The organism is Paracoccus xiamenensis, from assembly GCF_011308835.1.
In the GTDB taxonomy this organism is placed as follows: domain Bacteria; phylum Pseudomonadota; class Alphaproteobacteria; order Rhodobacterales; family Rhodobacteraceae; genus Paracoccus; species Paracoccus xiamenensis.
In genome coordinates this window covers 29,741-41,450 of record NZ_JAAOHY010000006.1, presented here as the reverse complement: position 1 = coordinate 41,450, position 11,710 = coordinate 29,741, and the positions used below count along the sequence as shown (strand labels likewise).

Below are 11,710 nucleotides of genomic sequence, written 5' to 3'. Positions count from 1 at the left end.
GAATATCCATGCAGCGCAGAACGTTCCTTATCACAACCGCGGCCGTCGCTGCCCTGTCGGGTCTTCCGGCGATGGCGCAGGACGCGGAGAAGCTGAAGGTCGGCTTCATCTATGTCGGCCCGGTGGGCGATGGCGGCTGGACCTATCAGCACGATCAGGGCCGTCAGGCGGTCGAGGCCGAATTCGGTGATCGGGTCGAGACCACCTTCATCGAAAGCGTCCCCGAAGGCGCCGATGCCGAACGCGCCATCACCCAGCTGGCACTGGCCGGCAACAAGCTGATCTTCACCACCAGCTTCGGCTTCATGGATGCCACGATCAACGTGGCGCAGAAGTTCCCCGACATCAAATTCGAACATGCCACCGGCTACAAACGCGCCGACAACGTCTCGACCTATGACGCGCGTTTCTATGAAGGCCGCGCCGTCATGGGCACCATCGCCGGTCGGATGACCGAATCGAACAAGATCGGCTATATCGGTTCCTTCCCGATCCCCGAGGTCATTCAGGGCATCAACTCTTCCTTCATCCACGCCCGCAAGGTGAACCCGGATGTCGAGATGAAGGTGGTCTGGGCCTATAGCTGGTTCGACCCCGCGAAAGAGGCAGACGCGGCGGCCGCCCTTCTGGCTGAAGGCGTGGACGTGATCCTGCAGCATACCGATTCGACGGCACCGCTGGCCAAGGCGCAGGAAGCCGGCGCCATCGGCTTCGGTCAGGCCTCGGACATGGCGGCCTTCAAGCCTTCGCCGCGGGTGTCGTCGATCATCGACAACTGGGCGCCGTATTACATTCAGCGCGTGGGCGCGGTTCTGGATGGCACCTGGGAATCGAAAGCGACCTGGGCTGGCATCGGCGATGGCGAGGTCGAGATCGGCGAAATCACCGACGCCGTCCCCGCCGAGGTGAAGGCCGAGGCCGAGGCGCTGAAAGAACAAATCGCCTCGGGCGCATATCATCCCTTCACCGGCCCGCTGAAGAAGCAGGACGGCAGCGACTGGCTGGCAGAGGGTGCCACTGCGACGGATGAGGAACTGTCGCAGATGAACTTCTATGTCGAAGGCATCACCGCCGAGATCCCGAAGTAAGGCACTTCGCCACAACATCGCACCGGGGCTTTGGCCCCGGTTTTTTCATGCCCAAGGCATCCGCCAACGGCGGGTGACCGGGTCAGGCTTCCTTGGACCCAAGGATCCCCAGCAGATAGTCACGCGGCAGCTTCAGCAGCATCGCCGGCGCAGAATCCGACAGCGCCTGCCGCAGATACACACCGTCGATCAGCGCCCCCAGCGTTTCCGCCACCTCGACCGCGCGCACGCCCAGCAAGGGCCGCAGGTCGACCAGCAGATTGCTGCGCAGGCGGCGGTGATAAACCCGCAACAGCCGCGCCGCTTCCTCGTTCTGCTGGGCAAGCGCATAGAAGGTCAGCCAGGCGCCCACCGTATCGGCGTCGAAATGTTCGGGCCCAAGGCTCGCATCAAGCACCGCCAACAGCCGCGCGCGCGGACCATCGGCGGCAGACACCGCCTCACGCACGATCAGACCATAGCGGCGTAGGATCTCGCGCATGGTGGACAGGAACATCTGATCCTTGGAACCGAAATAGTGATGCGCCAGCGCAGGAGACATGCCCGCCTGCCGGGCAATATCGGCGACCGTCACGTCAAGCGTGCCGGAACGGGCAATGGTCTGGATTGCCGCATTGATTAATTCGGTTTTTCGAGTAGTCTGCCGGGCACGCTTACGCATCCGCGCACCTCGCGGTCGGTTTGCCCACCAATAACCCGCGTTGATTGACTGGTCAATCAATAAAATGCCTGAGGAGAAGACATGAACCGTATCGCCGCGTTGCTGCTGACGACCGCCGCCCTTGCCCTGCCCAGCCTGCCCGCCGCCGCGCAGGAACCGGCGGACTGCCAGACGGTCACCTTCTCGGATGTGGGCTGGACCGACATCACCGCGACCACGGCCGTGGCGACCACGATTCTGGAGGCGCTCGGCTATGACACCGATATCAAAGTGCTGTCGCTGCCGGTGACCTTCACGGCCATGTCGACGGGCGACGTCGACGTGTTCCTGGGCCTGTGGATGCCCTCGATGGAAGCTGACATCGCCCCTTATCGCGATTCGGGTACCATCGACATCCTCCGCACCAACCTGACCGGGGCGAAATACACGCTGGCCACCAACAAGGCCGGGGCCGATCTGGGCATTACCGATTTCGCCAAGATCGCCGAGCACAAGGACGCGCTGGAAGGCAAGATCTATGGGATCGAGCCGGGCAATGACGGCAACCGGCTGCTGATCGACATGGTGGCGCAGGACAAATTCGGGCTGGGGACGTTCGAGATCGTCGAATCCTCGGAACAGGGGATGCTGGGTCAGGTGGCGCGCGAAACCCGCGGCGAAAAACCCATCGTCTTCCTCGGCTGGGAACCGCATCCGATGAACAGCAGCTTCGAGCTGACCTATCTGACCGGCGGGGACGACATCTTCGGCCCCAATCTGGGCGGCGCCGAAGTCCAGACCACGACCCGCACCGGATATGCGGCGGAATGCCCGAATGTCGGCAAGTTCCTGCAGAATCTGGAATTCACCCTGCCCCTGGAAAACGAGATCATGGGCGCGATCCTGAACGATGGCACTGCCCCGGACGAGGCCGCGAAGGCATGGCTGAAGGCAAATCCCGACACCGCCACCGCCTGGCTTGACGGTGTGACCGCGCAGGACGGCCGTGACGCGGTCGAACTTCTGACCGCCGCGCTGGAGGGCTGAGCCAGCCTTGGACCAACTTCTCGATCTGGTCACAAAGACGAAGATCCCGGTCGGCCGCGAGGCTGGCCGGGTCTTTGACTGGCTGATCACCCATGCCAGCGCCTTCTTTGACGCCGTGGCCGACGGAATGGAATCGCTGATCGACGGCGTGTTGTGGCTGTTGCTGACGCCGCATCCCTTTGTCATCCTCGGCCTCTTCGCGGTGCTCGCGCATCTGCTGCAACGCAGTTGGCCCACAACGCTGGGGATCGTGGCGGGGTTCTTGTTCATTCTGAATCAGGGCTATTGGGAAGAAACCATGCAGTCGCTGACGCTGGTCCTGACCGCCTGCGCCTTCTGCATGGCCATCGGCGTGCCCATCGGCATCGCGCTTGGGCACCGGCCAAAACTGTATGAATGGGTGCGGCCGCTGCTGGACCTGATGCAGACATTGCCGACCTATGTCTATCTGATCCCGGTCATCGTCTTCTTCGGCGTCGGCATGGTGGCCGGGCTGATCGCCACCGTGGTCTTCGTGCTGCCCGCGCCGATCCGGCTGACCCAACTGGGCATCGCATCGACCCCGCGCACCCTGACCGAGGCCGCCACCGCCTTCGGCGCCACGCCGCGTCAATTGCTGTGGAAGGTCGAACTGCCAAGCGCCCTGCCCCAGATCATGACCGGGTTGAACCAGACCATCATGCTGTCGCTGTCCATGGTGGTCATCGCCGGGCTGGTCGGTGCGGACGGGCTGGGCGTGCCGGTGGTGCGGGCGCTGAACTCCGTCAATGCCTCTCTTGGTTTCGAATCCGGGCTGGTGGTCGTCGTGGTGGCGGTCATGTTGGACCGGCTGCTGCGGGTAAGGAAAAAATCGTGACCGATAACCGGAACGCCATCGAATTCGACGCCTGCTCGATCATCTTCGGCAAGCGCCCCGCCCACGCCCTGCGGCTGGCCGATGAAGGTCTGGACCGCAGCGCCATCGAGGGCGCAACCGGCAAGATACTGGGCGTTCACGATGCCAGCCTGAACGTGGCCGAGGGCGAAATCGTTGTGCTGATGGGCCTGTCCGGTTCCGGCAAATCGACGCTGCTGCGGGCGGTCAACGGGCTGAACCCGGTGGTGCGCGGCGATGTGCGGGTGCGGATGGACGGGCAGATGGTTTCGGTCCCGCAGGCCGACGCGCGGACCCTGCGCCAGTTGCGGCTCAACCATGTCTCAATGGTATTTCAGCAGTTCGGGCTGCTGCCCTGGCGCAGCGTGGCGGATAATGTCGGGCTGGGGCTGGAACTGGCCCACACCGCGCCCGAAACGCGACGCACCCGCGTAGCTGAGCAGCTGAAGATGGTCGGGCTGGATGGCTGGGCCGACCGGCCTGTGGGCGAGCTTTCGGGCGGCATGCAGCAGCGCGTCGGACTCGCCCGCGCCTTTGCAACCGAAGCGCCGATCCTGCTGATGGATGAACCCTTTAGCGCGCTGGATCCGCTGATCCGCACCCGCCTTCAGGACGAGCTGCTGGAGCTTCAGCGCGAATCGCGCCGCACCATCCTGTTCGTCAGCCACGACCTTGACGAGGCTTTCAAGCTGGGCAACCGCATCGCCCTGATGGAGGGCGGCCGCATCGTCCAGACCGGCACCGCGCGGCAGATCCTCGCCCACCCGGCCAGCCCCTATGTCGCCGATTTCGTGGCCCATCTGAACCCGCTGGAGGTGCTGACCGCCTCCGATCTGGCCGCCCCGGGACAGGCGGACGGCCCCGCCTTGCCCGGCGACCTGCCACTGAAGCAGGTGCTCACCGCACTTTGCGGGGCCGAGGCGCGCCCTGTCGCCAGCGGCGGGATCGTCACCCGCGATCAGGTCCTGCAACGCCTTTCAGCCTGATCCAGACCGACCTGTGGCCGCGCCGCCACAGCGCGACTTTTCGTCACCCGCAGGCTTGATCGGCGGCAGGTCTTGGCTAGGCTTGCCGTCATTGCGACACCCGAAGCAACATAGAGGGGGGAGAATATGGCTATCACGCTCGCTGCCCACCTGTGCTGGCGATGGGTGCATTTCACTGGGACCGCTTCGCGCCGCGCGCTGTAAGCCCCTCCCCGGACTGCTTTCCAGGACCTGACCCGCCGATGCCGGCTGCCATTGCAGCCGCGTCCGCATCCCATTTTTCCGTTTCAACGCCCGCGCCATTCGCGCGGCGCGGATTGAGGTTACCGATGAATATCATCATCCGTCCGGGGCGGTCCGTCCCACAAGATCATGTTGAATGGCTGGTCGCCCGCTATGGCTGGCGGCGGATGGCGCTTGCCTTGCTGTCCCATGCGCTGCGCCGCAAGCGGCTCGGGCTGAAGCGTGCGCGGAACACAAAGCCCGGCAAGCCGCCGCAGACAGGATACCTGCGCCGCGACATCGGCCTGCCGCCCGAGGCGCCAAGCCCGCGCTATTGGGATCTGCGCTGAGGGGGCGCGGCGTTCAGCCGCGCCTCGCGCCAGGTGATATAACTGATGGCGGCAATCATCATGGTGCCGCCCACCAGCACCATCGGGTCGAACGGCTCGGCGAACAGGGCCACGCCCAGCAGGCTGGCCCAGATCAGTTGCAGGAAGGTAACCGGCTGCGTCACCGCCATCGGCGCGACCGCGAAGGCGCGCGTCATGGTGTAATGCCCGACCGTCGCGAAAACAGCGACCAGCCCCATGCCAAAGACCTGTTCCCATGTCGGCGGCACCCAGACGGCGAGGGCCAGCGGCGCCAGTCCGATCGTCACGGTCAGCGCCATCATCGCCACCACCACATCCGCAGGCGCGCGCTGCGCCAGCTGCCGCGCCAGCAGATAGGACAGGCCGAACCCCAGTGCCGCGCCGATCTGTGCCATATGCCCCGGATCCAGCGCACGCATTCCCGGACGCAGCACCACCAGCGCGCCCAGCAGCGCCACCCCGATTGCCAGCCCTCGCCGCCATGACAGCGTCTCGCCCAGCAGCAGGGCCGCGCCGACCGTGGCGACAATGGGGTTCAGAAAGCCGATGGCCGTCACCTCGGCGATGGGGATCCGCGTCATGGCAAAAAACCACAGCATCACCGCCAGCGAATGCAGCGCACCGCGCAGCACGAACGGCCCGATCAGGCTGCGCGGCAGCCCTCGCCGCACCACGCCGATCAGTGCCGGGCTCAGAAAGGCGACCCCGAACAGAAATCGAATGAAGGCCGATTGCGCCGCCGGAAGCCCTTGGCCGTAGATCTTGACCAATGCGTTGACGGCAACGAAGCACAGGCCCGTCGCCACCATCCACGCCACACCGGCAAGGTCATTTCGCGGCTGGACGGCCACCGTCACCCCATGATCAGCTTTGCAGCGATAGACCACATTACCAGCGCGATGACCATATCCAGCACCTGCCAGGCGCGCGGCCGCGCGAAGATCGGGGCCAGCAGTCGCGCCCCATATCCCAACGAGAAGAAGAACAGGAAGGACCCGGTCACCGCCCCCGCCGCGAAGGCCTGCTTGTTGCTGAAATCGGCCGAGACCGCCCCCAGAAGCACCACCGTATCCAGATAGACATGCGGGTTGGCCCAGGTCAGCGCCGCCACCGTGCCCATGGCCGGCCAGAACGCTTGCCCCTGCCCGCCCGTCCGCAACCCCTCGCCGCCAGCAATTGCCGAACGCGCGGCCTTCAGCCCGTAGAAGATCAAAAAGGCTGCGCCGCCCCAGCGCATCACCTCGGTGAACCATGGCGCGATTTGCGACAGCTGGCCTGCCGCGAAGACGCCAAGCGTCACCAGAATTGCATCCGATAACGCACAGAACAGCCCGACTGCAAAGACATGGCTGCGCAACAGGCCCTGCCGCAGCACAAAGGCATTCTGCGCGCCAATGGCCACGATCAGCGAAAGCCCGGTTCCCAGTCCGACAAGATAGGTGTGCATGTTTGACCCCGATTTATCTGTCCGGGTCTTGCCTGAGGACGACGCATAATGGAAATTCATTATGATTAACTGTGATAAGACGTATTTATGATCGACTACCCCGCCCTCGCAGCCCTGGCTGAGATCGCCCGGCGCGGATCTTTCGATGCCGCCGCCCGCGCGCTTGGCATCACCCAGCCCGCCGTGTCCCAACGCATCAAGTCGCTGGAGGCACGGATGGGTCAGGTCCTGCTGGATCGCGGCCCGCCGGTGACCCCGACCGAGGCCGGGCTGCGACTGATCGCCCATTGGGGCCAAGTGCAATTGCTGGAGGCAGGGTTGGCCATCACCCCGGCGGCGCGTCCAACCATCCGCATCGCGATAAACGCCGACAGCCTGGCCAGTTGGGCGATTGCGGCGCTGCCGCAGGCACCGGGGCTGGTCGATCTGGTGATTGACGATCAGGATCACGCGGAAAGCTGGCTGCGCGCGGGTCTGGTCAGCGCCGCCATCACCGGGCAGCGCGGTCCGGTGCCCGGATGCGACAGTTTCGAGCTGGGGGCGATGCGCTATCTGGCGGTGGCGCGCCCTGATTTCATTGGCCGCCACTTCGCCGAGGGCATCACCGCAAAGGCGCTGGCTTCGGTGCCGGCGCTGATCTTCAACAGCAAGGACGGTTTGCAGGATCTGTGGGTGCGGCAGCATTTCGGCGACAATATCGCCCTGCCCTGCCACATGATCCCCAATGCCGAGGCCTTCGTTCAGGCGACCCGGCTGGGCATGGGCTGGGGAATGAGCCCCGAATTGATGATTGCCGACGACCTGCGCGATGGCCTGCTGGTACCCCTGAGGGCGGATGCAGCGCTGGATGTCAGGCTTTATTGGCAAATCGCCCGCATCATGGCGCCATCGCTGGCACCGCTGACGCGGGCGATCCGACGCGCCGCCGCAGCGGCGCTGATTCAGTAATTACAGCTGCGCTGCCACGTCTTCGGACAGGTCGAAATTGCCGGTGACGGTCTGCACGTCATCGTCATCTTCCAGCGTGTCGATCAGCTTCATGAGCTTCTGCGCGGTTTCCAGATCGGTGATCTCGGTCGGGGCCTGCGGCTTCCAGATCAGCTTCGTCGTCTCGGATTCGCCCAAGGCCGCTTCCAGTGCTGCGGCGACCTCGTTCAGGTCGGTGTCGCTGCAATAGATCCAGTGGCCTTCCTCGTCCGATTCCACGTCATCGGCGCCCGCCTCGATCGCGGCCATCATCACCGTGTCGGCATGGCCGACGCTGGCCGGGTACATGATCTCGCCCTTGCGGTCGAACATGAAGGCGACGCTGCCGGTCTGGCCCATATCGCCGCCCGACTTGGTGAAATAGCTGCGCACGTTGGAGGCGGTGCGGTTGCGGTTGTCGGTCATCGCCTCGACCATGATGGCGATACCGTTCGGGCCGTAACCTTCATAGCGGATCTCGTCATAGTTTTCGGCGTCACCGCCGATGGCCTTCTTGATGGCGCGGTCGATCACGTCCTTGGGGACAGAGTTCGATTTCGCTTCCTTCACCGCCAGACGCAGGCGCGGGTTCTTGTCGGGATCAGGGTCGCCCATCTTCGCGGCGACGGTGATTTCCTTCGCCAGTTTCGAAAACAGCTTCGAGCGGATCGCATCCTGCCGACCCTTGCGGTGCTGGATGTTCGCCCATTTGGAATGGCCAGCCATGGCGTGCTCCTTGGGGAGTTTCGTGATTTATTCTTGTGACGGAGCGTCTATAGGCACAGCCAGCCGCTCAGGCAAGCCTGCGCCGCCCATAGGTCCGCAAGATCCAGCCCGTGACGTTCCTAGTCGTCGTGTTCGCGGAACACTTCTTTCCAGTTGCGCGAATCGGGCTTTTCGAACCGCTTCACAAAGCCGTCCGGCTTGATGATGTAGATGTCGGCATAGGGTTCGGTAATGGTATCGGGGAAGTATCCCGGCCGGTCCATCAGGATGTCATAGCGCGCTGACACCGGGCAGCCGGTCATCTCTCCGCTCAGCCGTTGCGAGATATTGTCGACCCGGCATTGCATTCCGTTGGAAAAGATCACCGTTAGCCGGTCGTTCAGCAGAAAGACCCGGTCGGCCACGGCTTGTTCCGGGGTGATGGCGCATCCGCCCAGCAAGGCAGCGGCCACACCGGCAGCGATCATCTGTTTCAGTGCCATGATTTGACTCCCTACAGAGGCCAGAAGATGGGGATTACCAGCGCCGCGGTCAACGCCATCAGAAGGTTCAGCGGCAAGCCTACACGGATAAAATCGGCGAAGCGATAGCCGCCGGGCCCGTAAACCAGCGTATTGGTCTGATAGCCGATCGGCGTGGCAAAACTGGCCGAGGCGCCCATCATCACCGCAATGATCAGCGGCCGCGGGTCGACCCCCAGCGAATGCGCCAGCGAAATCGCGACGGGTGTCACGATCACCGCAACCGCGTTGTTGGTCACAGTTTCCGTCAGTGTCGTCGCCAGCAGATAGACCGCCAACACCAGCCCCCAATGCGGCAGATCCGTCAACACCGGAGCGATCCAGCTGACGATCAGTTCGACCGCGCCGGAATTGTCCAACCCCGATCCGACCGCCAGCATCGCAAAAATCAGCGCCAGCAGGCGCCCATCGACAAAGCTCAGCGCTTCGTCGGCGTCGATGCAGCGCGTGCCCAGAACAATGGCCACGCCGATAAAGGCCAGCAGCAGGATCGGTGCGACCTCAAAGGCCGAAAGCGCGACCACTCCGGCCAGCACGGCCACGACAATCGGCGCATGCTTGCGGCGAAAGGCGCGGTCCGAAGGCGCGCTGACCTCGACCATCTCCATGTCGGCGGACAGACGCTGAATATCGGCGGGCGCGCCCTCCAGCAGCAGCGTATCGCCGACGCGGACGACCAGATCGTCCAGTTGCCGGCCGATATTCTGGTTCTTGCGATGGGCGGCCAGCACATAAACGCCATAGCGCCGCCGCAGGCGCATCGACCCCAGCGACCGGCCGATCATGTGGCAGCCCGGCGTAATCAGCACCTCGACCGTGTTGGTCTGGACAGAGCTGAGCTTGTCGACCATTCGCAGGTCCTTGTTGCCCTGCAGGCCCAGCACCTCGGACATGGGCGTGCGCAGAACGACCCGGTCGCCCGCTTCCAGCGTCACCGCCGCCAGATCGCGGCGCAGCGAGGCGTCGCCGCGCAGCACGTCGATGACGCGCGCGTTCTCGCGGGTAAAGATGTCGACCTCTTCCAGCTTCTTGCCGATCAGCGTGCTGTCTTCGGGGATGGCGACTTCGGTGAAGAACTTCATCTTGGATTTCGACGACGACATCAGCGCCGACATCGAATCACGCACGGGCAGCAGCTTTGGCGCGACGAACAGCAGATAGGTCAGACCTACCATGGCCATGGCCAGGCCTACGGGCGTGATCTCGAAAATACCGAAGGCGGGCTCTCCGGCGGCGCGGGCAACGCCGTCGACCAGCAGGTTGGTCGAGGTCCCGATCATGGTGACCGTCCCGCCGAGGATCGACAGGTACGACAGCGGCATCAGCAGCTTTGAGGGCGCCTGATCCAGCTCGCGGGCCAGCTGCATGAAGATGGGCATCATCACCACGACCAGCGGCGTGTTGTTCACGAATGCCGACATCGCCAGCACCGTTGCTGACAGGCCCGCAAGCGTTACAAAGGGCCGCTGCTTCGCGTGCCGCGCTGCGTGCTGACCGATCCAGTCAAGCGCGCCTGTGCGCACCAGGCCGCCGACGATGATGAACATGAAGGTAATGGTCCAGGGCGCCGGGTTCGCCAGCACCTTGGTGACATCGTCGGCCGGCATGATACCCAGCACCAGCAGCACCGCCGCACCCAGGATGGCTGTCACTTCCGGCGGATAGGTCTCGCGGACGAACAAGGTCAGCATGCCGACGATGATGAGCATCGTGGCGATTGCCGAGGCGTTCCCGGTCAGTTCGATACCGAACATTCAGTCCTCAAGCTGGCGGCCGGTGGTCCGGCCAATCCGCGCATCTTTGGACGAAGCGCGCAGGCTGCGCAAGGTGGCCGGAGGCCTCAGGCGGTTTCGGGCGGCATCGCGGTTGCCAGCCTGCCACCATCGCGGATCGGCCAGACATTGCGGGCCAGGCCAGTGCGATCATCTGTCTCGACCATCACGCCAGACAGCGTGACCGCGCCCTCGGCCGGAGCGAAGCGGTCACGGGTCATGCCGGTGACAAAACGGCGCATCGGCTCGGCCTTGTCCATGCCGATCACGCTGTCATAATCGCCGCACATCCCCGCATCGGTCAGATAGCCGGTCCCGCGGTTCAGGATCTGCGCATCGCCGGTTGGCACATGCGTATGGGTGCCGACGACCAGACTGGCGCGCCCATCGCAGAAATGCCCGGCCGCCATCTTCTCGGACGTCGCCTCGGCATGAAAGTCGACCATCGCCGCCTGAACACCCGCCATCGCCCCCATCGGATGCGCGCGCAAGATCCCGTCCAGTGCCGAGAAAGGATCGTCGAAGGCGCGCTTCATGAAGACATTGCCCAGAACCTGCGCCACCATGACCTTGCGCCCGCGCGAAGCCTCGAAAACGCCGGCGCCACGCCCCGGAGCATCCTTGGCGAAGTTGATCGGGCGCAGGACACGCGGCTCTTTTTCGATGAAGCCGATCATATCCTTCTGATCGAAAGCATGATCGCCCAGCGTCACCACATCAGCGCCCGCCGCCAGCAAAAGCTGGGCATGGCCGCCCGAAAGCCCCATCCCGCCCGAGGCGTTTTCCCCGTTCACGACACAGAAATCCACCCGCAGCGCCGATTTCAGCCCGGCCAGACGCTCGGCCACCGCGGTGCGCCCCGCCCGTCCCATCACGTCGCCCAGAAACAGAATTCGCATCATACCGCCTTTTCAGATCCGCGCCTGTTTACCCGGCACGCATGAACGAAGTCTAGCAGCTTGGCCGCTTACCATCAGCGGACCGATTGCGATTAGATAAAATGCAGAAGCATCAAGCCGTTCTTAATCTTTGCTGCCTATAGGTCGTTGC

At 64.0% G+C, this 11,710-nt stretch carries 13 protein-coding genes; 6 read left to right on the top strand and 7 right to left on the bottom strand.

Annotation, left to right across the window (positions count from 1 at the left end; all coding sequences use genetic code 11):
• Window positions 1-8 precede the first annotated feature (8 nt).
• Window positions 9-1,088: a BMP family ABC transporter substrate-binding protein gene (locus tag G7044_RS13010; protein ID WP_166329545.1), complete on the top strand. Its 1,080-nt coding sequence runs from the start codon at window positions 9-11 to the stop codon at window positions 1,086-1,088.
• 82 nt (window positions 1,089-1,170) lie between these two features.
• Here G7044_RS13010 and betI read toward each other — a convergent pair whose 3' ends face one another.
• Complete coding sequence (gene betI / locus G7044_RS13005) at window positions 1,171-1,749, bottom strand: transcriptional regulator BetI (protein ID WP_166329543.1); 579 nt, start codon at window positions 1,747-1,749, stop codon at window positions 1,171-1,173.
• Between the two features lie 81 nt (window positions 1,750-1,830).
• Between betI and choX the strand changes: the two genes are divergently transcribed.
• The 4 genes from choX to G7044_RS12985 all read left to right on the top strand — a co-directional run bounded on the left by choX (window position 1,831) and on the right by G7044_RS12985 (window position 5,207).
• Entirely contained in the window at window positions 1,831-2,775 is a 945-nt protein-coding gene (choX, locus tag G7044_RS13000) for a choline ABC transporter substrate-binding protein (protein ID WP_166329541.1), read from the top strand.
• 7 nt (window positions 2,776-2,782) lie between these two features.
• Window positions 2,783-3,631 carry a choline ABC transporter permease subunit gene (gene choW / locus G7044_RS12995; RefSeq protein WP_166329539.1) on the top strand — a complete coding sequence of 283 codons (849 nt, stop codon included), beginning with the start codon at window positions 2,783-2,785 and terminating at the stop codon, window positions 3,629-3,631.
• Window positions 3,628-4,635, top strand: a complete 1,008-nt coding sequence (gene choV / locus G7044_RS12990) for a choline ABC transporter ATP-binding protein (protein ID WP_166329537.1) — start codon at window positions 3,628-3,630, stop codon at window positions 4,633-4,635. The genes choW and choV overlap by 4 nt, the downstream gene beginning before the upstream one ends.
• A gap of 329 nt (window positions 4,636-4,964) precedes the next feature.
• Window positions 4,965-5,207 (top strand): hypothetical protein, encoded by a 243-nt coding sequence (locus G7044_RS12985; protein WP_166329535.1) that lies wholly within the window; start codon window positions 4,965-4,967, stop codon window positions 5,205-5,207.
• Here G7044_RS12985 and G7044_RS12980 read toward each other — a convergent pair.
• Both G7044_RS12980 and G7044_RS12975 read right to left on the bottom strand, forming a co-directional pair.
• Window positions 5,189-6,085, bottom strand: coding sequence for a DMT family transporter (locus tag G7044_RS12980; RefSeq protein ID WP_407947407.1), 897 nt, complete (start codon window positions 6,083-6,085; stop codon window positions 5,189-5,191). The genes G7044_RS12985 and G7044_RS12980 overlap by 19 nt on opposite strands.
• On the bottom strand, window positions 6,082-6,675 hold the full coding sequence (locus tag G7044_RS12975) for a LysE/ArgO family amino acid transporter (protein WP_166329533.1): 594 nt from the start codon (window positions 6,673-6,675) through the stop codon (window positions 6,082-6,084). Before G7044_RS12975 ends, G7044_RS12980 begins: the two co-directional genes overlap by 4 nt.
• 87 nt (window positions 6,676-6,762) lie before the next feature.
• On the opposite strand from G7044_RS12975, the gene G7044_RS12970 reads away from it, so the two are divergent.
• Complete coding sequence (locus G7044_RS12970; protein ID WP_166329531.1) at window positions 6,763-7,623, top strand: LysR family transcriptional regulator ArgP; 861 nt, start codon at window positions 6,763-6,765, stop codon at window positions 7,621-7,623.
• Here G7044_RS12970 and G7044_RS12965 read toward each other — a convergent pair whose 3' ends face one another.
• The 4 genes from G7044_RS12965 to G7044_RS12950 all read right to left on the bottom strand — a co-directional run bounded on the left by G7044_RS12965 (window position 7,624) and on the right by G7044_RS12950 (window position 11,559).
• The gene (locus G7044_RS12965; RefSeq protein ID WP_166329529.1) at window positions 7,624-8,367 is read right to left on the bottom strand and encodes a YebC/PmpR family DNA-binding transcriptional regulator; all 744 of its coding nucleotides are present in this window, start codon (window positions 8,365-8,367) and stop codon (window positions 7,624-7,626) included. It abuts the gene before it with no gap.
• 119 nt (window positions 8,368-8,486) lie between these two features.
• Window positions 8,487-8,849, bottom strand: a complete 363-nt coding sequence (locus G7044_RS12960; RefSeq protein ID WP_166329527.1) for a hypothetical protein — start codon at window positions 8,847-8,849, stop codon at window positions 8,487-8,489.
• 11 nt (window positions 8,850-8,860) lie between these two features.
• A complete protein-coding gene (locus G7044_RS12955; RefSeq protein WP_166329525.1) occupies window positions 8,861-10,642 on the bottom strand; it encodes an SLC13 family permease in 1,782 nt (593 codons plus the stop codon).
• A gap of 86 nt (window positions 10,643-10,728) precedes the next feature.
• Window positions 10,729-11,559, bottom strand: coding sequence for a TIGR00282 family metallophosphoesterase (locus G7044_RS12950; RefSeq protein WP_166329878.1), 831 nt, complete (start codon window positions 11,557-11,559; stop codon window positions 10,729-10,731).
• Between the last annotated feature and the right edge of the window lie 151 nt (window positions 11,560-11,710).